The organism is Streptomyces endocoffeicus (assembly GCF_016741935.1).
GTDB lineage: Bacteria > Actinomycetota > Actinomycetes > Streptomycetales > Streptomycetaceae > Streptomyces > Streptomyces endocoffeicus.
The window spans coordinates 157,718-179,430 of the sequence record NZ_JAERRG010000014.1; the positions used below are offsets into that span (position 1 = coordinate 157,718).

A 21,713-nucleotide genomic window follows, 5' to 3' on the forward strand; every position below is an offset into this window, starting at 1 on the left:
CGATGCCCGGACAGCTCCCCAGCTGTCCGGGCATTCGTGCCGTCCGCCGCACCCCCGTCCCCACGGGGTTATATGGCCGGAAGTCCCCGGCCCGGGCCGCTCTCCCGGGCCCGGGGCGCTCAGCGCCCCAGCATTCCGGCCACGGACGACGCTTGTGTGACGACGGCTTCCCAGCCGCCGAAGGTGATGATCAGGAGGATGGCCATCGGCAGCACCATCGCCGCCGCGACCAGAGGGTGGCGGGTGCCGGTCTGCGGGCCGCCGAACGCGTCCACCGCCGCGCTCACGGACCTGCGACGACGTGTTCCGATGAGCGTGCGTCCAGCCGTGTCCGCCATCGTCCCTCCTCCGTCACATCTGGGGGCGGCGAGCGTCTGACCTCGGGGGACGAGTGCTGCGCCCGCCGCTTGACCACAACATTAGGTGCGCGCCCCGGTCCTCGGCGTCATGCCTTCGTACCGATTGCCGGGCCTCCCGGAGGATGACCCCGGGAGGCGTCGACTACTCCCCTGGGTGGAGATGCGCCCTCACGCCTTGGGGTCTTCCCGGAGGGGACCGCGGAAGAGATCCCTCCGGAGGCCCTCCGGAGCCGGCGGAGGGTGCCCCTCCGGGCGGGTGCGAGCCCTACTCTCCCTCTCCCTCCTCGCTCCGCTCCACCGGCTGCTCGACCAGGGCCAGGACCCGGTTGCCCATGAAGCGGGCCGTCCGCACAACGGACCCATTACGGGTGACTTCGCTCACTTCCACCACCCCCCGCCGGACCGCCGTCTCGACCCTCCGGCCCGCCCTGGTGGCCACCACTTCATACGTCCGCGTCGTGTCCCCCGCGTCCACGACTATCTCCACACGATCACCCTTCACGGTCTCAATCCCCCTTCTGAGACGGCCTTTTGAGATCACGCAGCAGCGGGCCCGAGCGCGGATTGCCACGATTCCGGCCCACTTCTCCAGGATCTCAGGCACCACTGACAATCCATCCGCCGACGCATGCGCGGCCTCTCAGCGCGAGGGGCCGTCAATCCGTAAGCTGTGCACGTCAGACGGACGGCAACGGAACCACAGCGGCGAACCGGCGGCAGTTCGACGGCAAACGGCAAGCAGACGGCAGCGGATGGGGCTCCCCACCAGGGGTTAGGGCCTGTCTGGAGTTGTGATCTGGATCAGGGAGCGGGGCGTGGTGCGTGCGATCGCAAGGCGCCGGAAGGCCCTCGTAGCGGAGCTACTAGGGCATTTCGGCAACGCCGCGAGCGTGCGTGCCACGCCCCGCGAGCCCAGATCACAACTCCAGACAGGCCCTCAGGGAAGGGGCCTCCCCACCGGAGGTAGGGGACGGACATGGCGATGATGCGGCTCCGGCGCGAGGACCCGCGTGTCGTCGGCTCCTTCCGCCTCCACCGGCGGCTCGGCGCGGGCGGCATGGGGGTGGTCTACCTCGGCTCCGACCGGCGCGGACAGCGGGTGGCCCTGAAGGTGATCCGTCCGGACCTCGCCGAGGACCGGGAGTTCCGGTCCCGGTTCGCCCGGGAGGTCTCCGCCGCCCGGCGGATCCGCGGCGGCTGTACGGCCCGGCTGGTGGCCGCCGACCTGGAGGCCGACCGCCCCTGGTTCGCCACCCAGTACGTACCGGGCCCCTCCCTCCACGACAAGGTGAACGAGGAGGGCCCGCTGCCCGCCGCCCAGGTCGCGTCGATCGGGTCGGCGCTGGCGGAGGGGCTGTTGGCGGTCCATGAGGCCGGGGTCGTCCACCGCGACCTCAAACCCTCCAACATCCTGCTCTCCCCCAAGGGCCCGCGCATCATCGACTTCGGCATCGCCTGGGCGACCGGGGCCAGCACCCTCACCCACGTGGGCACGGCGGTCGGCTCGCCCGGCTTCCTCGCGCCCGAGCAGGTGCGGGGCGCGGCGGTGACCCCGGCGACCGACGTCTTCGCGCTGGGCGCCACGCTCGCGTACGCCTCGACGGCGGACTCTCCGTTCGGGCACGGCAGTTCCGAGGTGATGCTGTACCGGGTGGTCCATGAGGAACCGCAGCTGCTGGGCGTCCCCGACGCGCTGGCGCCGCTGCTCCACGCCTGTCTGGCCAAGGACCCGGAGGACCGGCCGAGCACCCTGCAACTGTCGCTGCGGCTGAAGGAGATCGCCGCGCGCGAGGCGCACGGCCACGGTGCTGGTGCCGGTGCTGGTGCTGGTGCCGGTGTCGGGGGCTACGGCGGCGGGCCGGGCCGTCCCCCGGCGCGGCGCCCCGAGGCGTACGCCGACCAGCACACGGAGCGGCGCTCCGGCGGTACGCCCGCGCCGCGGAGCGGGCCCCCGTCCCAGCGGCCGGGAGCCAGTACAGGCGGCTCGGGTCGGCCCTCGGGGCGGAATACGCCCGCGCGCCCGGCGCAGCGCCGGGGTGGCCCGAGGCCACCCGCGCGTACGGGGCGCCCGGCCCAGACCGTGCGCACCTCGCCGAACGGACGCCGCCCCAGCGGGCCCAACCGTCGGTTGCTGCGGCAGCGGCTGACGGTGTTCGTCGTGGTGACGCTGCTGGTGGCGCTGGGGATCGCGGCGGCGCAGGGCTGCCAGGGGCCGGCGAACGGCCTGGGCGCGCCGTCGAAGCCGACGGCGACGGGGTCGGGGGCGGTCTCGTCGGCGGCACCGGGCTCGGTGGCGGCATCGGGCTCGGTGGCGGCCGAGCCTGACGGTCGCTAGTTGCGGAGTGTCCGACGGGGCTTGGCGCCTGCGGCGGGCTGTTCCCCTCCCCGCCCCTTCCCGAAACTGGGGCTCCGCCCCAGACCCCGCTCCTCAATCGCCGGAGGGGCTGGAAGGGGGCTCCGGCCCAGACCCTGCTCCTGTACCGATGCCGCGGGGAGGGGCGGGGAGGGGAGCGCCGAGATACGGCTCCGCCACGTGCGGGGCCTCCCCGCGTGCGGGGCCTCCCCGGGTGTGGGGCTCTGCTCCAGACCCCGGGGCCCACGGGCGGACCCCCTGGCCACGCGGCGGAGCCCCGCACCCCTGGTCATGCGGCGGAGCCCCGTAGCGGTCAGAGTCCCGGTCTGCCCGAGGTGACCGCGTAGAAGGCGACCGCCGCCGCCGCGCCCACGTTGAGGGAGTCCACGCCGTGGGCCATGGGGATCCGGACCCACTCGTCCGCGGCCATCAGCGCCTGGGTGGAGAGCCCTTCGCCCTCCGCGCCCAGCATCAGCGCGACCCGCTCCAGGCGGTGCGGGGCCGCGTCGTCGATGGTGGTGGCCTTCTCGTCGGGGGTCAGCGCGAGGATCTTGAAGCCCGCCTCCCGGACCGCCTCCAGCCCGCGCGGCCAGCTCTCCAGGCGGGCGTACGGCACGGAGAAGACGGCGCCCATGGAGACCTTGACCGAGCGCCGGTAGAGGGGGTCGGCGCAGTCCGGGGAGAGGAGCACGGCGTCCATGCCGAGTGCCGCCGCGCTGCGGAAGATGGCGCCGGTGTTGGTGTGGTCGTTGACGGACTCCATGATGGCGACGCGCCGCGCGTCCGCCAGGATCGTCTCCGCGTCCGGCAGCGGCTTGCGCTGCATGGAGGCGAGGGCGCCCCGGTGGACGTGGTAGCCCGTCACGCGTTCGGCCAGTTCGGGGCTGACGGCGTAGACGGGGGCGGGGACGTCCTCGATCACGTCCCGCATCACATCGACCCACTTGGACGACAGCAGCATCGAGCGCATCTCGTAACCGGCGACCCGGGCGCGCCGGATCACCTTCTCGCCCTCGGCGATGAACAGGCCCTCGGCCGGCTCTCGCTTGCGTCGTAGCTCCACATCGGTCAGACCCGTGTAGTCGCTCAGCCGCGGGTCGTCCGGATCATCGACGGTGATGAGATCAGCCACTTAAGTGATACTGCCTTGTCCTGGATGCGGTGCCAATGAGCCCGACGTGAATAAGTTACCGGCGGTTACGTCCGATGACGTACGTCCGGTGACATCACCGGTGGTCACGGGCCGAGAGGGCGACCACCTCGCCGATCACCACGACCGCCGGGGGCCGTACGCCCTCGGCCGCGACCGTCTCCCCGACGGTGGCGAGGGTCGCGTCCACCCGGCGCTGGGCCGCGGTGGTGCCCTCCTGGACCACGGCGACGGGGGTGTCGGCGGCGCGGCCGTGGGCGACGAGGGTCGCGGCGATGGCGCCGATCTTCTCGACGGCCATGAGCAGCACCAGCGTGCCGCGCAGCCTCGCCAGCGCCGCCCAGTCCACCAGGGAGCTGGGGTCGTCGGGGGCGACATGGCCGCTGACCACCGTGAACTCATGCGCGACGCCCCGGTGGGTCACCGGGATCCCGGCCGCGCCCGGGACGCTGATGGAGCTGGAGATGCCGGGCACGACGGTGCACGGGATCCCGGCCTCGGCGAGCGCCTCCGCCTCCTCCATGCCGCGCCCGAAGACGAAGGGGTCGCCGCCCTTGAGGCGGACCACCGACTTGCCCGCCTTGGCGTGCTCGATCAGCGCGTTGTTGATCGCCTCCTGGGCCATGAAGCGGCCGTACGGGATCTTCGCCGCGTCGATCACCTCGACATGCGGCGGCAGTTCATCGAGCAGATCGCGCGGGCCGAGGCGGTCGGCCACCACCACGTCCGCCTCGGCGAGCAGACGGCGGCCGCGCACGGTGATCAGATCCGGATCGCCGGGTCCGCCGCCGACCAGCGCCACATGGGGGCCGCGGGTGCGGTGGCGGGGCGCGCCGAGCGTGCCGTCGCGCAACCCCTCCACCACGGCGTCCCGTACGGCGGCGGAGCGGCGCGGGTCCTGTCCGGTGAGGACGGCGACGGTGACGCCCTCGCTGCGTCCGGTGGCCGGGGTCCAGGCGGAGGCGGCCTCGGCGTCGTCGCTGCGCACGCACCAGACGCGGCGCGCCTCGGCCTCGGCGGACGCGGCGGCGTTGGCCTCCGGGTCGTCGGTGGTGATCAGGACGTACCAGGCGCCCTCGAAGTCGCCCTCCTGGTAGCGGCGGCGCTCCCAGCGCACCTCCCCCGCCTCGGCCATGGCCTCGACGGAGGCCGTGGCGGACGGCGAGATCAGCAGGATGTCCGCACCGGCCGCTATCAGCGCGGGCAGCCGGCGCTGGGCGACCTGACCCGCCCCGAGGACGACGACACGCCGCCCGGAAAGGCGCAGCCCGACCGGGTATGCGAAGTTTTCGGACATGGCGGTGCGGCTCTCCTCGTGCGAAGCAACGGCCGCTGCGGCGCTGGAGCGGCTGATCGACTGTGGGGCGGAGCCCCCGCCGACACCCTACGCGGCGGGGGCACGCATCAGTTCTTCTCCGTGACCCCCGCGGAGTCGAACGTGGCCACCTCGTGCATCGCCCGTGCGGCGCTCTGCACCACCGGGAGGGCGAGCAGCGCCCCGGTGCCCTCGCCGAGCCGCAGATCCAGGTCGACCAGGGGGCGCAGGCCCAGCTTGTTCAGGGCCGCCACATGGCCCGGCTCGGCACTGCGGTGGCCCGCGATGCAGGCCGCCAGCACCTCGGGCGCGATGGCGCGGGCGACCAGCGCGGCGGCGCCCGCGCTCACCCCGTCCAGGATCACGGGCGTGCGCAGCGAGGCGCCGCCCAGCAGCAGCCCGGCGATCGCGGCGTGCTCCAGACCGCCGATCGCCGACAGGACGCCGATGGGGTCGGCCGGATCGGGCTGGTGCAGTTCGAGCCCGCGCCGTACGACATCGATCTTGCGCGCGTGCATCTCGTCGTTGATGCCCGTGCCGCGCCCGGTCACCTCGGCCGGGTCGGCGCCGGTGTAGACGGAGACCAGGGCGGCCGACACGGTGGTGTTGGCGATCCCCATCTCCCCGGTGAGCAGCGCCTTGTTCCCGGCGGCCACCAGGTCGCGGGCGGTCTCGATGCCCACCTCGATGGCGCGCAGCACCTCCTCGCGGGTGAGCGCGGGGCCGACGGTGAAGTCTCCCGTGCCCGCCCGCACCTTGCGCGGCAGCAGCCCGGGGGTGCTGGGCAGATCGCTCGCCACCCCGACGTCCACGATGCACACCTCGGCGCCCACCTGGCCGGCGAAGGCGTTGCAGACCGCGCCGCCGCCCAGGAAGTTGGCCACCATCTGGGTGGTGACCTCCTGCGGCCAGGCGGTGACCCCCTGGGCATGCACCCCGTGGTCGCCCGCGAAGATCGCGACGGCGGCGGGCTCCGGGATCGGCGGCGGGCACTGCCGGGACAGCCCGCTCAGCTGGGCGGAGATGATCTCCAGCATGCCGAGCGCGCCGGACGGCTTGGTCATCCGCTTCTGCCGCTCCCACGCCTCACCGAGCGCCTTGGCGTCCAGCGGGCGGATGCCCCGCAGGGTCTCCTGGAGCAGATTGTGCGGGTCCCCGCCGGGCAGGGTGCGGCGGCCGTACGCCTCCTCGTGGACGACCCAGGACAGCGGGCGGCGCTTGGACCACCCGGCCTTCATCAGCTCCGGCTCCTCCGGGAACTCGTCGACGTATCCGACGCACAGATACGCCACGACCTCCAGATGCTCGGGCAGCCCGAGCTCCCGGACCATCTCGCGCTCGTCGAAGAAGCTGACCCAGCCGACGCCGAGGCCCTCGGCACGGGCGGCGAGCCAGAGGTTCTCCACCGCGAGCGCGGAGGAGTACGGCGCCATCTGCGGCTGGGTGTGCCGGCCGAGGGTGTGGCGGCCGCCGCGGGTGGGGTCGGCGGTGACGACGATGTTGACCGGGGTCTCGAGGATGGCCTCGATCTTCAGTTCCTTGAACTGCTTGGCCCGGCCCTTGGGGAGGGACTTGGCGTACGCGTCCCGCTGGCGCACGGCCAGCTCGTGCATGGCCCGCCGGGTCTCCTCCGAGCGGATCACGACGAAGTCCCACGGCTGGGAGTGCCCCACGCTGGGCGCGGTGTGCGCGGCCTCGAGGACGCGCAGCAGCACTTCGTGCGGGATGGGATCGGGCCGGAAGCCGTTACGGATGTCCCGGCGCTCGCGCATCACTCGGTGGACGGCGGCGCGCTCGGCCTCGGCGTACCCCTCGGCGCGGGGGCCGATGGGGATGGGGACCGCCTCGGGCTCGAGTTCCGGCTCCGGCTCCGGCTCGGATTCCGATTTGGGGTTCGGCTCGGGGTCCGGCTCCGCGGCGGATTCGGGGGCCGTCTCGGGGTCCGATTCGGGCTCGGGCTCCGGCTCGGGGGCGACGGCCTCGGCGTCGATGGTTTCGGAGTCAGCGGCTTCGGAGCCAGCTTCGGGGGCGCCGGCGTCGGGCTCCGTGGCTTCGGGCTCGGCGGCTTCCGCGTCCGTGGTCTCCGGTTCGGCGGTCCCGGCCTCGGACTCGGTGGGCTCCATCGCGTTGGCCTCGGGCTCGGCGGCTTCCGGAGCGTCGGATTCCGGGGTACCGGCCTCCGGCTCCGTGGCGTCCTGCTCGGTGGCCCGGGTCTCGGACTCGGTGGCTACGGCTTCGGCTTCGGCTTCGGGGGCCGTTTCGGGGGCCACGGCCTCGGGGTCGGCGGGCTGGTCCTCCGCCCCTGCTTCGTCCATGGGCTCGGCGGCCTCCGTACCGGTCTCCGGCGCTGCCTCGGCGACCGCTTCCGCCTCCGGCTCGGCGGGCGTCGCCTCGGCCTCGGCCGTCTCGGGCGCCTCCGCCTCGGGCGCTTCGCTCGCGGCGGCCTCGGCGTCCGGGGTGTCCGGGGTGTCCGCCGCTTCGGCCTCGGGAGCCCGCTCCTCCGGTGGCGGCTCCTCAGCCATGGACTCGGCCACTGTCTCGGGGGTCTCCGCCTCAGCAGCGATCGGCTCGGACTCCGCCTCGGCCGCCGCCTGCTCAGGCGCCTCGGCCGCCGCCTGCGCCTCGGCGGGCTCCTCCGGCGTCGCGGCCTCGGCCTCCCGCGCGGCCTCCGCCCCAGCCGCCGCCTCAGCCTGCGGCTCGGCGGGCGCCTCCTGCTGGGGCGTCTCGGCGGCGGCCGGTTCCCCGGCGTCGGACGCCTCGGGCTGAGGCGTCGCGTCGGCCACTATCGAGTGACCCGGGTCCACGGCGGTCTCCTCCACCGTTTCGGCGGGCTGCTCCGGGAGTTGCTGAGCGGCCTCATCGGCGGGACCCTCGGCAGCGGGAGCGGGCGGCATCTCGATCGCGATCGGCTCATGGGCCAGTTGCGCCGGGATCTCCGGCGCGGCCTCCGCGACCGGAGCCGGGACGGGCTGGGCCTCGGACAGTTCGGTGACGGGCTCGCTCTGGGCCTGGGCCGGGATGTCGACGACCTGCTCGTCGGCCACGGCCGCCTGCGGGGCGGGCTCCACGACGGGCGCCCCGGCCTGGGCCGGGATGGTCGCACCCGTCTGGTGCGGGTCCACGGCGGCCAGGTCCACGGCGGCCGGATCCACATACGTCTGGTCCATCGGGACCGGCTGCGCCTCCGGCGCGAACGCCTCGGGCTGGGCGAACTGCTCGGGAGCGGGCTCCGCTTCGGGCACCTCCGCGACCTGGGGCTCCTCGACCGGAACGCCCGTCTCCATGGGAACGACCTGCCGCACCGGCGGCGTGGAGTCCCACGCGTCCCCCGGCGGCGGGGCGTCGACGAGCTGCGAGAGGTCCGCGAGCTGGGGCCCGGGGAGCTGACCCGAGTCGTCGGGCTGCGGGGTGAAGTACTGCGGCCCGGCGGCGTACTGGGGCGCGGTGGAGTAGTCCGCCGCCAGCGGCTGCTCTTGCATGACGGGCTGCTGCTCGGGCATGACCGGCTGCGGCTCGGGAACGACGAACAGCTCAGGCGCGGCGAACGGCTGCTCAGGCATGACGAACTGCTCGGGCCCGGCGAACTGCTCAGGCCCGGCAAACTGCTCAGGCCCGGCGAACTGCTGCTCGGCCATCCCGCCCTGCTCGGGCGCCGGGACGCCGTGCTGCGCCCCCGCCCCGTACTCCGGCTGTGGCTCGGGCAGCACCTCGGGCTGGGACGCGACCTGGTGCGGCACCTGCGGCTGCGGCTCGGGCGCGCCCTGCTGCTCCGGGGCCTCCGGGAAGGCCTGCTGCTCGGGCGCCGACTGCGGCTGGGGCTCCGGATGGCGTACGGGCGCGGCGTGCCGACCCGCCGCCGGACCCCGGTCGGCGAGCGAACGCACCACGCCACTGGAGGTGTCGGGCACCGGCGGGCCCATGTGGAGCGGCCGCCTGGCGGGGGCGGCGGGCGCCGCGTAAGCGGCCGGGGCGGGGGCCTGCTGCGGTACGGGCTGCTCCGCCACGGGCTGTGGCTCGGGCATCTGGGTCTCGGCGTACGCGGCGGGGTCGAGCACGCCCGCCTCGTACGCCCCGGTCTGGTACTGGGCCTGCTGCTCGCTCCAGGCGCCCTGGGCGCCGGGCATCAGCAGCAGGTCGTCCTCCTCGCCCACGTGTTCGGAGCCGTCGAGGAAGGTGTAGGCGGCGCCGGGAGGGACACCGGGCTGCGGCTGTTCGATGTAACCGGCGTCGGCAGGCGGGGCATGGACATCCGCCGGGTGCGGGTGTCCGAGTCGTCCGCCTGCGTTCTCCGGCAGTCCCTCGCCCGGGACCTGGCCGGTGTCGGTCATGCGTACCCCTCGCCCATCGCTAGTGCTCCTTCCAACCGCCTACCGCCGAGAGCAAACCCCCTGAGCAAGAACGAGCGTGCGCCGTGCGCGGCACGTAGACACGCCCGAGGCTTGCCTACCGCGGCCCCACCAAGGGAGGGGCACATTCCGGCCTTTGGCCAATAAAGCACCGAACGCCGGGCAGCGGTGAAGGCAGTACAACGATCCGCCAGCCTACCCCGGGCGGTGCCCGGAGCAGGTCACCGGGGCGAAGGTCGGGGCGAACGTCACAAGGACAAAATCACTGGTGCGGACGGTGGCCGCACAGCATGAAGGCGACCGCGCGCTCCCGTTCGGTCCAGCCCCGCGTGTCCAGTTCGACGGACTGCGACAGCACGCATTCGACGGCGTAGCCGCCGTCCTCCAGCGCCGCGCCGATGGCCTCCGCCTCGTCCCGGGTCGCGGCCTGCGTGACGATGCGCTCGGGGCGGCGCGCGGCGCACGCGGCGACCACGGGCGCGCCCCCGCCGCCGATCCGCACCACATCGGGCTCCGGCAGGTCCTCCAGCACCTCGGGGGCGACGCCCTGGACCACTTGGAGCTGTACGGCGAAGCGGCGGGCCAGGGTGGCGGTGCGCTCGCAGGCGTCCGGGTCGCGGTCGACGGCGATGACGGCGGCGCCGAACCCGGCGGTCTCGACGGCCGCCGCGCCGCTGCCCGCTCCGATGTCCCAGACCAGGTCGCCCGGGCGGGGACCGACGCGGGCGAGTTGGAGGGCGCGCAGCTGCGGGGACTCGCTCTCGCTCAGCGCGGTCCCGTACGCGGGGCCGGGCAGCGCCCAGCCGCGGACGGCGCCCGGGTAGCCGGGGTCGCGTCCGGCGATCCAGCCGCCGCCCTGGAGCGCGCCGCGGGCGGCACCGGCCGATGAACCGCCGCGGACGGGCGCTATGCCGGAGCCGCCGATGACGATGACGACGTTGGGGTCGCGCCAGGCGTGGTCGGCGGCCTTGTCGGAGGTCAGCACGGTGACCTGCTCGCGTTCGGTGCCCAGGGCCTCGCAGATGACGAAGGTGCGGTGCACCGGGCCGAGCAGCAGCGCGAGTTCGGCGGGACCCGCGCCGGGCGAGGTGAGGACGGCGACCTTGGTGTGGGCGCGGCAGACGTTGACCGCGCGGCGCAGATCGCGGCTGTGGGCGACGACGACCTGGGCGTCGTCCCAGGGCATCCCGGCCCGCGCGAAGGCGGTGGCGACGGAGGAGACGGCGGGGACGACCTCGACCTCGAGCCCGTGCTCGGGGGCGCGCAGGGCGCGGACGACGCCGAAGAAGCCGGGGTCGCCGTCGGCCAGGACCACGGCGGAGCCGCGGTGCTGGGCGATCCTGCGGGCCGCGAGGTCCACGCTGCCGAGCCGGATCCGCTCGGCGCCGGGCGGGACTTCGGGCAGCGCCAGGTGATGGGCGGCGCCGGCCACGAGGGTGGCAGCGCCGAGGGCGGAGCGGGCCGCGTCCGTGAGCGGGGTGCCGTCCCAACCGATCACCGTGACGCGGTCGGCCATCGTCCTTGTTCTCCCCTATGTGTGGCGGGTCGGGTCTGTCGGGTGCGTCGCGGTGGGGTGCGGATGCGTCGCGGTGGGGTGCCCGCGAGGGTCCACGGGCGGGTCGCGGCCGGTGCGCCGCGGATGCGCGGGGCACGGCCCCGGACGCCGCCGAGGCGCGGGTGCTCGGCGCGCACAGAGACTACCCCGGCTGGTCCGGACCGCCGGAGCGGGGGCGGGCGCTGGGGTGGTGTGCCGAGGGCGCGGACGGCGCGAATGCGCCGGATGTCCGCCCCGGCCGGGGTGCGGCGGGGTGTCAGCCCCAGTCGGAGTAGCTGGGGTAGACGCCGTAGCCGTCGGGCCCGGAGATCTGGCCGGGGGCCCCGTCGAGGTCCTCGGCGAGCAGGCTCCAGACGATGAGGTCGGTGCGCAGATCGGTCCAGCCGCCGTCCTCCGTCTGGGTGCGGGCTATCCAGGCGTGGCGCAATACGCCCTCGCTGATGCAGCCGACCTTCTGGGCGACCTGCTGGGCGGCGGTGTTGCCGGCGGCGGTGCGCAGCTCCAGGCGCTCGAACTTCTGGTCCTGGAACAGCCAGCGGGCCACGGCCAGCACGGCCTCCGAGGCATAGCCCTCACCCCGCGCCCAGTGGGCGACGATATAGCTGGCCTCGGTGGCCAGCAGCCGCCAGTCGGTATTGCGCAGATGCACGATGCCGACGAGCCGCTGGGTGAGGAATTCGGCGACCGCGAAGACGATTCCGCGGCCGGTGGTCCGTTCCGCCGGGGCGAGCCGCAGCGCCTGGTCGCGGGCGTCGCCGAGGTTGTACGGATAGGGCGCCCGGGTCCAGGCGATGACGCTTTCGTCGTTCATCATGTCCGCGAGCGCGGGTATGTCCGCTTCCTCGAACGGGCGCAGCACCAGCCGTTCCGTACTGATGGAGATGTCCGGGAAGGTGGATGTCATGCGCCGCTCCGTAACCGGGGATCGTTGTCTGGGCCGTGGAAAGGCCCAGCATGCAGCATCACGCAGGGGAAATGCAGCACGGGGGGTGAATCGGGAGGCTCCGCATCCGGTGGTAGGTCCGGATGCGGAGCCTCGGGGATCCGCCGGCGGGCGGGAAACGTTGGCGAATTCGTTGCGGTGGTGACGGGGTGCCGCGGATCAGAAGGACGGCAGCACGGAGCCCTGGTACTGGTCCTTGATGAACTTCTTCACCTGCGGAGAGGTGAGGAGCTTGGCCAGCTTCTTCACCCGCGGGTCGTCCTCGTTGCCCTTCTTCACGGCCAGGAAGTTGGCGTACGGGTTGTTCTTGGGCGACTCGAGGATGAGGGCGTCCTTGGCGGGCTTGAGGTGCGCCTCGATGGCGTAGTTGCCGTTGACGACCGCGGCGTCCACGTCGTCGAGCGACCGCGGCAGCTGGGCGGCCTCCAGCTCCTTGAACTTCAGGCCCTTGGGGTTGGCGGTGATGTCCTTGGGGGTGGCCTCGTTGCCGACGCCGCTCTTGAGCTTGATGACGCCGTTCGCGTCCAGCAGCTTCAGCGCGCGGGCCTCGTTGACCGTGTCGCTCGGGACGGCCACGGTGGCGCCCTTCTTGAGCTCGTCGGCCTTCTTCACCTTGTGCGAGTAGAGGCCGAGCGGCTCGAGGTGCACGGTGACGACGGGCACGATGTCGGTGCCCTTCTTCTTGTTGAAGTCGTCGAGGAACGGCTGGTTCTGGAAGTAGTTGGCACCCACCGAGCCATCCTGGGTGGACAGATTCGGCGTGTTGTAGTCGGTGAACTCCTTGACCTCGAGCTTGAGGCCCGCCTTGTCGGCCAGGTGGTCCTTGACGTAGTTGAGGATCTCCGCGTGCGGGACGGGGCTGGCGGCGACGACCAGCGCGCCGTTCTTGTCGTCCGACGAACCCGGGGCGCCGCACGCGGCGACACCGAGGGCGAGCGCTCCGGCGGCGAGGACGGTGGTGACGGTCTTGGTGGTGTTACGCACGAAAAGTGCCTTTCTTCGGGGACGCACGAATCCGCCGCGGGTGCGGAAGCGGAATTCGGGCGGGGCGGTACGGGGGTGAAGGGGTGGGGGCTCAGGGGACCTTGGTGGGCTCCACGGTCTCGATCTCGGCGGGCGCGGCCCGCTGCTCCGGCACGGGCCTCCCGGCCCGGGACGCGCCGCCGCGCAGCAGCACCAGCCGCGGGGCGACCGAGGAGCGGCCGCGGTGCGACAGGCCGCGGGCGGCGAGGTCGCCCGCGAACTGGATGATGGCGATGACCACCGCGAGGATGGCGACGGTGATCCACATCAGCTTGGTCTCGAACCGCAGGTAGCCGTAGCGGACGGCGAGGTCACCGAGGCCGCCGGCGCCGACCGTGCCGGCCATCGCGGAGTAGCCGATGAGCGCGACGATCGTGGTGGTCGCGCTGGAGATCAGCGACGGCAGCGACTCGGGCAGCAGCACCTTGCGGACGACCGTCCAGGTGGAGCCGCCCATCGACTGCACGGCCTCCACCAGCCCGCCGTCCACCTCGCGCACCGAGGTCTCCACGAGCCGGGCGTAGAAGGGGATGGCGCCGATGGCCAGGGGCACGATGGCGGCCTCGGGGCCGATGGTGGTGCCGACGATCGCGCGGGTGAAGGAGATCAGGGCGACCATCAGGATGATGAACGGCATCGAGCGGGCGATGTTGACGACCTGCCCGACGACCTTGTTCACCACCACGTTCTGGAGCACTCCGCCGCGGTCGGTGAGGACCAGCAGCACGCCGAGCGGCAGTCCGCCGGCGACGGCGATCAGCGCCGACCAGCCGACCATGTAGAGGGTGTCCCAACACGCCTGCTCCAGCAGGGGCTCCATCTCGGACCAGGTCACTTGGCGCCCTCCTTGAGCAGCGGGGTCGGGTTCGCGCGCGGGCCGTCGGCGATGGCCGCCACATCGACCTGGAGGCCCTGCTCCCGCAGGAAGCCGATCGGGACGACGTTCTCCTCGAACCGGCCGGGCAGCTCGATCCGCATCCGCCCGACCTGGTGGCCGCCGACGGTGTCCATGGCGGCGCCGAGGATCGAGATGTCGATGTTGTACGTACGGGACAGCTGGGAGATGACCGGCTTGGTGGCCGCCTCGCCCTGGAAGGTGACGTCCACGACCGTGCGGTCCTCGCCCGAGGGCACCCCGCCGACCGGGAAGAGCTCCTGGGCCAGCTCGGAGCCTGGCGTGGCCAGCAACTCGCTGACCTTGCCGGACTCCACGATCCGCCCGTCGCGCATCAGCGCGGCCGAGTCGCAGATCCGCTTGACGACGTCCATCTCGTGGGTGATGAGCAGCACGGTCAGGCCCAGCTGCTCATTGAGGTCGCGCAGCAGCTGGAGGATCGAGCGGGTGGTCTCGGGGTCCAGTGCGGAGGTCGCCTCGTCCGAGAGCAGCACCTTGGGGTCGCCGGCGAGCGCGCGGGCGATGCCGACGCGCTGCTTCTGGCCGCCGGAGAGCTGTGCGGGGTACGCCTTCGCCTTGTCGGCGAGGCCCACCAGCTCCAGCAGCTCCAGGGCCTTGCGGGTGCGCTCCTTGCCGGAGACGCCGAGGATCTCCAGGGGCAGCTCGACGTTGTCCCGCACGGTGCGCGAGGAGAGCAGGTTGAAGTGCTGGAACACCATGCCGATGCGGCTGCGGGCCTGGCGCAGCGCGGACCCGGCCGCGCCCCGGCCCCGGCCGGTCAGTGCGGTCAGGTCCTGGCCGGCCACGCTGACCGTGCCGGAGGTGGGGCGCTCCAGGAGGTTGACACAGCGGATGAGGGTGGACTTCCCGGCGCCGCTCTGGCCGACGACGCCGTACACCTCCCCCTCGCGGACATGCAGATCGACGCCGTCGAGGGCGGTGACCTCGCGGCCTCGTGAGCGGTAGACCTTGGTCAGGTCCGTGGTGGTGATCACAGGGTTTCCGTCACTGTTGAGTGCACGGCGGTTGGTGCCGCCGGGCACGGCTCGTTCATTTCGGAACGCGGCAGGGCGGACCCGAGGGCATGCCCGGTGTGTGGGCGCGGTTCGGGTTCCGGTGACGCGGGGCGGCGCGGTCCGGCGCGATGGACGCACGGATCCGGCTCAGCGGGTCTCGCTTCGGGGCGCGAGGCTCAGCAGGGGCCCTCAGCAGTCACACATTCGACACCGACAACGAGCACCGGGCGCGGGAATCGCCTCGGTCGCAGGGATGCGGCAGCTCGTCGTGGTCATGGCTGCAAGTAAAACAGACACCGGTGCGGACCCATCAAGCATGTCCGTATAGCGGACGGCGCTGCTCGGTCCGTGGACAACCGGCGGGGTGGCCGGGACCCGGTTCAGACCCGGCAGGTGATCTCCACTCCCCCGTCGGAGACCTGTACGGACACGGCCGACAGGTCCTCGACCACGACATCGGCGACCAGCTCCGCCCGGTCGGTCGTTGTGGCCAATGCCACGGTCCGCATCCCGGCCGCGCGGCCCGCGGCGAGCCCGGCCGGGGCGTCCTCGAACACCACACAGCGTGCCGGGTCGACTCCGAGCCGCTCGGCGGCCAGCAGGAACGGCTCGGGGTGGGGCTTGCCACGGGTTATGTCATCGGCGCTGATCAGCGTCCCCGGCCGGATCGCCACCTCGGCGAGGCGGGCCTCGGCCAGCTCGCGGTTGGCGGAGGTGACCACGGCCCAGCGCCCGGCGGGCAGCCCCGCCAGCAGCTCGGCGGTGCCGGGGAGCAGCTTCACCCCGCCCGGTACATCCTCCAGCTCCAGCTCGTCGATGCGCGCCCGGGCCCGCGGGGCGCGGTCGGCGGGGAGCAGATCGGCGATGATGTCGTCCGCCGGGCGGCCGTGCAGCTCGACCCGGGCGAAGTCCTCCGCCGCGATCCCCTGCTCCTCGGCCCAGCGGGTCCAGCAGCGATGCACCGAGTCCAGGGAGGAGACGAGGGTTCCGTCGTTGTCGAACAACAGCGCGTCAGCGGAGATCTTCATGAGCCGCAGCGTACGTGGGGGTGGCGGAGGCCCTCGGGCGCGGGGCCGAGCGCGGTGCGCCGGGCCGGGCCGATTACCCTCGTCCCATGCTTGTCACTCCCTGTGTGCGCCGCCGTCGGGTGCGCCGCCGCACCGCGCGGAGGTCCCGTTGATCGACGCGCTGACGGTCGCGCTTGGCGTGACCGCGCTCCTCCTCGCCGCGTGGTGCGGCTTCGCCGCCTACCGGGACCAGCCGACCAAGGACTGGCACTTCATCGGCATGGCCGTGGTGGCCCTGCTGGCGATCGTGCAGCTGGGCATAGGAGTGGTGCGGCTGGCGGGCGGGGCCGACCCCCAGCAGGGGGTGGCCATCTTCGTGGCGTATCTCATCGGCTCGGCGCTCGCGGTGCCGATCGCGGCGTTCATGTCGCTGACGGAGCGGACCCGCTGGGGGTCGGCGACGGTCTCCGCGGCGGCCGTGGTGCTGGCCGTGCTCGAGGTGCGGCTCTATGACATCTGGGGAGGCGTCGGTGGCTGAATCACGGGAGGCGTCGATGACCGAGGACTCGACGGCCGGGGAAGCGGCCGGGACGACAGCCGGGAAGGCAGCCGGGAAGGCGGCCGGGAAACCGGAATCCGCCGCGCGCACCGGGCTCGGTCAGGGCCCGGGGCGGCTGCTGGTGATGCTCTACGGGGTCTTCACGGTGGCCGCCGCGTCCCGCTCGGTCTACCAGCTGATCGCGCAGTACCGGGAGGCCCCGCTCGCCTACATCCTCTCGGCGGTCTCCGCGGTGGTGTACGCGTTCATCACGGTCTCGCTGGTGCGCGGCGGCGAGGGCGCCCGTAAGGCGGCGATCGTCTGCTGTGCGCTGGAGCTGGTGGGGGTGCTGACCGTGGGCACCTGGACTCTCGCCGACCCGTCGGCCTTCCCGGACCAGACGGTGTGGTCCGACTACGGGATGGGCTATCTGTTCATCCCGATCTTCCTGCCGGTCACGGGCCTGCTGTGGCTCAGGAAGGCCCGCCGGGGCTGACCCCGGCGGGCCCGTGCCCGTGCCCTGCGTCCCGTGTCAGGCGCTGGCGGCGTACGCGGTGGCCGTGGCGTCCTTCTCCAGGGTGACCAGGCTCAGTCGGCGGTTGACCTCCTCGGTGCCCACCTGGGCGTAGCCGTAGCGGCGGTACAGCCGCAGATTGCCCTCGCTGCGGTGGCCGGTGAACAGGCGGTACCGCTTGGCTGCCCGCTCCCCGGAGAGCCGCTCCTCGATCGCCGCGAGCAGCCGTCCGCCCAGGCCGTGCCGCTGCATCCGGGGGTGGACGATCAGCTTGGCGATGGCGGCGGTCCCCTTGTCGTCGACGACTCCGCGGACCGAGCCGACGACCTCCGCGCCGAGCCGGGCGACGAGCACACAGCCCTCGCTCAGTTCGGCGCGCAGGTCGTCGAGCGACTGCGTCAGCGGTTCGATCGAGAAGTCGCCGTAGAGCTCCGCCTCGCCCTGGTAGCACAGATACTGCAGCTTCAGGATCTGCTCGGCGTCGTCCGCGGTCGCCGCGGAGATGGTCACGCTCATGCCCATGTGCGCATGCCTCCCCATATGTCGTCAGTCCACCGGTCGCGGTGAGGGTAGGAGTGCGACCGGGGGTTCATGGCCTGGGTGGAGGCGCCGCGTGGTCGGCGTCCGCCTCCGAGGCGCCGGTTGTCTATCGCTCCTTTCCCCATGGTTCAGGAGCCGCAACCTCCGCCGTGAGCATTCTGCGCAGGCAACCCAGACATCGGGAACGTACCGGGCCCAGACTGCCCTGTGACATTCCCAACTGACCGGCGATTTCGCGATACGTGGGATCCGCGCGGGAGAGCATCGCCGTGAGCAGCGCGGGGCAGCGTCCGGGCAGCCGCCGCACCGCCGCGCGCAGCGTCCGGCGGGTCTCCGCGGCCAGCACGGCGTGTTCGGCCGGACGGGGCTCGGGGCCGCTGGGCGGGCCGCCGGCCACCGGGTCGTACGGCACCTCGCGGCGCGCCCGGCGCCTGGCCCCGCGCACCTCGGCCCGGACGGCGCGACGCAGCCAGCGGGCGGGGTGGGGCGGCGGTCCGGCGTCCCGGGTGCGTTCCAGCAGCCGTAGCCAGACGGCCTGTTCGAGTTCGGCGGGCTCGACGCCGACGCCGTGTGCCTCGGCCGCCGCTTCGGCGGCCAGCAACGGGCCCAGCTGCTTCACAAGGTCCATGCCGGGCGGGACGAGGACCGATCGTGGGGTGGTTGCCCGGTGACCGCGGTCTCACCCGACCGGGGAAGCGGCGGGGCCGCGCCTTGACGCTCGCGCGCCCCCGCCGCCGCCTCTCACAGACGGATCGTTCGCCTTACGGACGGATCATTCGCCCTACGGCCGGATCATTCGCCCTACGGCCGGATCGCTCGCCCTACGGGCGGATCACTTGCGGAAGTCCGCCGCCGCGAGCAGCGCGGTGTCCGCGTTGTCGGAGAAGATGCCGTCGATTCCGGTCGCGAAGTATGCCTTGAACGCCCCGAAAGCGTCACCGTAGGCGTTGGGGTCCGTGCCGCGGCGGAAGTCGGCCGGGAGGAAGGTGTTCTCGTTGCGCATGGTGTACGGGTGCAGGATCAGCCCCGCCGCGTGGGCGTCCTTCACCACGCTGGTGGGCGTGCCCAGCTTGCCGTCCGGCGTCCGGGGGATGATGACCGACAGATCGGGGCCGATGCCCTGGGCGTAGCTCGCGATCCACTTGAGCCCCTCGGGCTTGACCAGGTCCGCGACCGTCCGCGGGTCGTTCGCCTCGACGAAGTCCCAGGGCCGGCTGTCCATGGTCGACAGCAGCACGACGGACGGGGTGTCCACCAGCTTGCGCAGCCGCTGGATGCTGCTGGGCTCGAAGGACTGGAGGAACAGCGCCGAGTCCTTGCGGTGGCGGCCGTAGCGGCGCAGCAGCTTGGCCACCCGCTCCTCGAGCCCGAGGCCGAGCTTGCGGAAGTAGGTGGGGTGCTTGGTCTCCACGTACAGCCAGATCCGGCGGCCGCGCTCGCGGCCCTCGCGCTCGGCCCACTGGAGCACCTCTTCGAAGGTGGGCACGTCCCAGCGGCCGTCGTAGAGGGTGTTGCGCTGGCGGTTGCCCGGGATGCGCTCCTTGGCGCGCAGCGTCTTCAGCTCGGCGAGGGTGAAGTCCTCGGTGAACCAGCCGGTGAGCTTGGTGCCGTCGACCGTCTTGGTGGTCTTGCGGTCGGCGAACTCCGGGTGGGCGGAGACGTCCGTGGTGGCCGTGATGTCGTTCTCGTGGCGGCAGACCAGATGGCCGTCCTTGGTGGGGACCAGGTCCTGCTCGATGATGTCCGCGCCCATGTCCAGGGCGAGCTGGTACGAGCCGAAAGTGTGCTCGGGCCGGTAGCCGCTGGCGCCGCGGTGGCCGATCACGGTCGGAACCGGCAGCTCATGGCCCCGGCCGGACGCTCCCGCGGCCGCGTCCGGCGCGGTCCGCGGCTCCGCGGCCGTCGCCGTGCCCGCACCGCTCAGCGCCATCGCTCCCGCGCCGAGGGCCGCGGCCCCCAGCAGGGCGCGCCGTCCGGGCTTCTGCTCCCGCTCCATGCAGCACTCCTTGATGTGGTGTTCAACACCTGTCAAATCCAGTCAGAGAACGGCCTGATGGTAGGCGTGGGCGGCTTTCCTACGGGAGACATCGGGCGAAACGTGTGGGGAACGGGGGTCAACACCGCGTACGGACCGCATACCAGGTGGGTGAACCTGGTGTGCGCCGGAGTGCGACCGGCGAGTATCGTCCTCATCGGCGCTCGGGTGCGGTACGAGGTTGACGGACCGTACACGGTTGCGTCCCAGACCTTGACCCCGACCGGAGGGCCCGTGTCCCGATTCGCGTTTCTGAAGGCAGTACTCGGTCCGCTGATGCGCCTGATGTTCCGCCCACGGGTCGAGGGGGCCGAGGGCATTCCGGGCTCGGGCCCGGTGATCCTCGCCGGGAACCATCTCACCTTCATCGACTCGATGATCCTGCCGCTGGTCTGTGACCGTCAGGTCTTCTTCATCGGCAAGGACGAGTACGTCACGGGCAAGGGCCTCAAGGGCCGGCTGATGGCCTGGTTCTTCACCGGCGTCGGCATGATCCCGGTGGACCGGGACGGCGGACGCGGCGGCGTCGCGGCGCTGATGACGGGGCGTCGGGTGCTGGAGGAGGGCAGGGTCTTCGGCATCTACCCCGAGGGCACCCGCTCCCCCGACGGCCGCCTCTACCGCGGCCGCACCGGCATCGCCCGCCTGGCGCTGATGACCGGCGCGCCCGTGGTGCCGTTCGCGATGATCGGGACCGACCGGATCCAGCCGGGCGGCAAGGGGCTGCCGCGGCCGGGCAAGGTCGAGGTCCGCTTCGGCGAGCCGCTGGAGTTCACCCGCTACGAGGGCATGGACCGCGACCGCTATGTGCTGCGGGCCGTGACCGACGAGGTGATGAGCGAGGTCATGCGGCTGTCGGGGCAGGAGTACGTGGACATCTACGCCACGAAGGCGAAGTCGGCCGCATAACGGCTGACGCCTGATGTTTCGGGCGAACCGCGGCGGTCCGGTGTTTCCGGGCCGCCGCGGTTGTGTGGGCGGGCGTGCGGAGTTCCATCCGGGCCGCCGGGGCTTGGTGCCCGGGGCACGGCGGGTTTTGTGCGAAGCGCGGCGGGTTTTGTCCGGGGCGCGGTGGTTCGGTCCGGGGCGCGGAGGTTTGGTCCGGCGAACCGCCGGGGCTCGGTCGCACGGGTCGGCGGCCGGGCGCCATACGTTCGGGCACAACGTCCGCCTCGCGGTCCGGCGAGCCGACGTTCCGGCCGCTGTCGCGGGGCGCCAGATGTGCGGAAGATCTGATTCCGCTACCCGCTGGTCACCACCGGGCCCGGCCACTATGGTGCCGCGGGTGACCACGATGACCGTGCCCTCCCCCGACTTCGTGATGCTGCGCGGTCGGCGGTTCGCCGTGACCGATTTCGGCGGACCGGGCGACCCGGTCCTGGCCCTGCACGGCCACTTCGGCCGGGGCCGGATGTACGCGCCGCTGGCCGCCGCCCTCGCCCCCGAACGGCGGGTGATCGCCCTCGATCAGCGGGGGCACGGGCTGACCGGCGGCGGTGGCCCCTTCACGCTGGACGAGTACGTGGCCGACGCCGCCGCGCTGCTGCGGGAGCTGGGGCTCGGCCCGGTCCCGGTCATCGCCCACTCCACCGGCGCGGTCGGCGCGTACGCGCTGGCCGCCCGCCATCCGGACCTGGTGAGCGCGCTTGTCGTCGAGGACATCGGCGCGGTGACGGACCGTCCGGTGGTCAGCCATCCGGTGCTCGATGTCTCCGGGTGGCCGACCTGGGCCGTGGACCGGGAGAAGCTGCGCGCCGCCATCGAGTCCCGGGGCATTCCGGACGCCTCGTACTTCCTGGACAGCGCCGAGCCGGACCCGCAATCGGGCGGCTGGCGGCTGCTGTTCGAGCCCAGCCACATGATGGCGTCGCAGCAGGCGATGTGCGGTGACTTCTGGGACGACTGGCTGGGCTCCTCCTGTCCCGCGCTGCTGATGCGCGGCGAGCACAGCTCGCTGCTGCCACCGGGCCACGCCCACGAGATGTCCACCCGCCGCCCCAACACCAAGCTCCGCGAATTCGGCGGGTGCGGTCACTGGATCCATGACGACGCGCCCCGGCCGTACGCCCGCGCGGTCCGTTCGTTCCTGAGCCTGCTCTAGGGCGTGTCCAGCGGGTCGTGGCG

At 72.8% G+C, this 21,713-nt stretch carries 19 protein-coding genes; 5 read left to right on the forward strand and 14 right to left on the reverse strand.

Annotated elements, in window-relative coordinates:
* Positions 1–119: 119 nt before the first annotated feature.
* Together JK364_RS30755 and JK364_RS30760 are read right to left on the reverse strand one after the other, a co-directional pair.
* Positions 120–338, reverse strand: coding sequence for a hypothetical protein (locus JK364_RS30755; RefSeq protein ID WP_201854606.1), 219 nt, complete (start codon positions 336–338; stop codon positions 120–122).
* Positions 339–624: 286 nt separating this feature from the next.
* Positions 625–861, reverse strand: a complete 237-nt coding sequence (locus JK364_RS30760; protein ID WP_201854607.1) for a DUF8836 family protein — start codon at positions 859–861, stop codon at positions 625–627.
* A 474-nt stretch (positions 862–1,335) separates the two neighbouring features.
* Here JK364_RS30760 and JK364_RS30765 point away from each other — a divergent pair, with 474 nt between their 5' ends.
* A complete protein-coding gene (locus JK364_RS30765) occupies positions 1,336–2,694 on the forward strand; it encodes a serine/threonine-protein kinase (protein ID WP_201854608.1) in 1,359 nt (452 codons plus the stop codon).
* Positions 2,695–3,025: 331 nt separating this feature from the next.
* On the opposite strand, the gene JK364_RS30770 is transcribed toward JK364_RS30765, so the two are convergent.
* The 9 genes from JK364_RS30770 to JK364_RS30810 all read right to left on the reverse strand — a co-directional run bounded on the left by JK364_RS30770 (position 3,026) and on the right by JK364_RS30810 (position 15,983).
* Positions 3,026–3,844, reverse strand: coding sequence for a TrmH family RNA methyltransferase (locus JK364_RS30770; RefSeq protein WP_201854609.1), 819 nt, complete (start codon positions 3,842–3,844; stop codon positions 3,026–3,028).
* A gap of 94 nt (positions 3,845–3,938) precedes the next feature.
* On the reverse strand, positions 3,939–5,159 hold the full coding sequence (gene cobA, locus JK364_RS30775; RefSeq protein WP_201854610.1) for a uroporphyrinogen-III C-methyltransferase: 1,221 nt from the start codon (positions 5,157–5,159) through the stop codon (positions 3,939–3,941).
* A 107-nt stretch (positions 5,160–5,266) separates the two neighbouring features.
* Positions 5,267–9,505: a nicotinate-nucleotide--dimethylbenzimidazole phosphoribosyltransferase gene (gene cobT / locus JK364_RS30780; protein WP_201854611.1), complete on the reverse strand. Its 4,239-nt coding sequence runs from the start codon at positions 9,503–9,505 to the stop codon at positions 5,267–5,269.
* A gap of 280 nt (positions 9,506–9,785) precedes the next feature.
* Positions 9,786–11,039, reverse strand: a complete 1,254-nt coding sequence (cbiE, locus tag JK364_RS30785; RefSeq protein WP_201854612.1) for a precorrin-6y C5,15-methyltransferase (decarboxylating) subunit CbiE — start codon at positions 11,037–11,039, stop codon at positions 9,786–9,788.
* A 295-nt stretch (positions 11,040–11,334) separates the two neighbouring features.
* On the reverse strand, positions 11,335–11,982 hold the full coding sequence (locus JK364_RS30790) for a GNAT family N-acetyltransferase (RefSeq protein WP_201854613.1): 648 nt from the start codon (positions 11,980–11,982) through the stop codon (positions 11,335–11,337).
* Between the two features lie 198 nt (positions 11,983–12,180).
* Positions 12,181–13,005, reverse strand: a complete 825-nt coding sequence (locus JK364_RS30795) for a MetQ/NlpA family ABC transporter substrate-binding protein (protein WP_201854614.1) — start codon at positions 13,003–13,005, stop codon at positions 12,181–12,183.
* Positions 13,006–13,096: 91 nt separating this feature from the next.
* Entirely contained in the window at positions 13,097–13,879 is a 783-nt protein-coding gene (locus JK364_RS30800) for a methionine ABC transporter permease (RefSeq protein WP_201854615.1), read from the reverse strand.
* The gene (locus tag JK364_RS30805; protein ID WP_201854616.1) at positions 13,876–14,934 is read right to left on the reverse strand and encodes a methionine ABC transporter ATP-binding protein; all 1,059 of its coding nucleotides are present in this window, start codon (positions 14,932–14,934) and stop codon (positions 13,876–13,878) included. The genes JK364_RS30800 and JK364_RS30805 overlap by 4 nt, the downstream gene beginning before the upstream one ends.
* 401 nt (positions 14,935–15,335) lie before the next feature.
* Positions 15,336–15,983, reverse strand: a complete 648-nt coding sequence (locus JK364_RS30810) for an HAD-IA family hydrolase (protein WP_201854617.1) — start codon at positions 15,981–15,983, stop codon at positions 15,336–15,338.
* 148 nt (positions 15,984–16,131) lie between these two features.
* Between JK364_RS30810 and JK364_RS30815 the strand changes: the two genes are divergently transcribed.
* Both JK364_RS30815 and JK364_RS30820 read left to right on the forward strand, forming a co-directional pair.
* Positions 16,132–16,500, forward strand: coding sequence for a hypothetical protein (locus JK364_RS30815; RefSeq protein WP_198280134.1), 369 nt, complete (start codon positions 16,132–16,134; stop codon positions 16,498–16,500).
* A 16-nt stretch (positions 16,501–16,516) separates the two neighbouring features.
* Positions 16,517–16,996, forward strand: a complete 480-nt coding sequence (locus tag JK364_RS30820; RefSeq protein ID WP_201854702.1) for a hypothetical protein — start codon at positions 16,517–16,519, stop codon at positions 16,994–16,996.
* A 36-nt stretch (positions 16,997–17,032) separates the two neighbouring features.
* Here the strand turns inward: JK364_RS30820 and JK364_RS30825 are convergent, their stop codons facing one another.
* The 3 genes from JK364_RS30825 to JK364_RS30835 all read right to left on the reverse strand — a co-directional run bounded on the left by JK364_RS30825 (position 17,033) and on the right by JK364_RS30835 (position 19,550).
* On the reverse strand, positions 17,033–17,536 hold the full coding sequence (locus tag JK364_RS30825) for a GNAT family N-acetyltransferase (protein ID WP_201854618.1): 504 nt from the start codon (positions 17,534–17,536) through the stop codon (positions 17,033–17,035).
* Positions 17,537–17,660: 124 nt separating this feature from the next.
* Entirely contained in the window at positions 17,661–18,182 is a 522-nt protein-coding gene (locus JK364_RS30830) for a sigma-70 family RNA polymerase sigma factor (protein ID WP_201854619.1), read from the reverse strand.
* Between the two features lie 204 nt (positions 18,183–18,386).
* Positions 18,387–19,550, reverse strand: coding sequence for a glycerophosphodiester phosphodiesterase (locus JK364_RS30835; RefSeq protein ID WP_201854620.1), 1,164 nt, complete (start codon positions 19,548–19,550; stop codon positions 18,387–18,389).
* 273 nt (positions 19,551–19,823) lie between these two features.
* Here JK364_RS30835 and JK364_RS30840 point away from each other — a divergent pair, with 273 nt between their 5' ends.
* Complete coding sequence (locus JK364_RS30840) at positions 19,824–20,498, forward strand: lysophospholipid acyltransferase family protein (RefSeq protein ID WP_020867138.1); 675 nt, start codon at positions 19,824–19,826, stop codon at positions 20,496–20,498.
* Positions 20,499–20,883: 385 nt separating this feature from the next.
* Complete coding sequence (locus tag JK364_RS30845; RefSeq protein WP_201854703.1) at positions 20,884–21,690, forward strand: alpha/beta fold hydrolase; 807 nt, start codon at positions 20,884–20,886, stop codon at positions 21,688–21,690.
* Positions 21,691–21,713 lie beyond the last annotated feature (23 nt).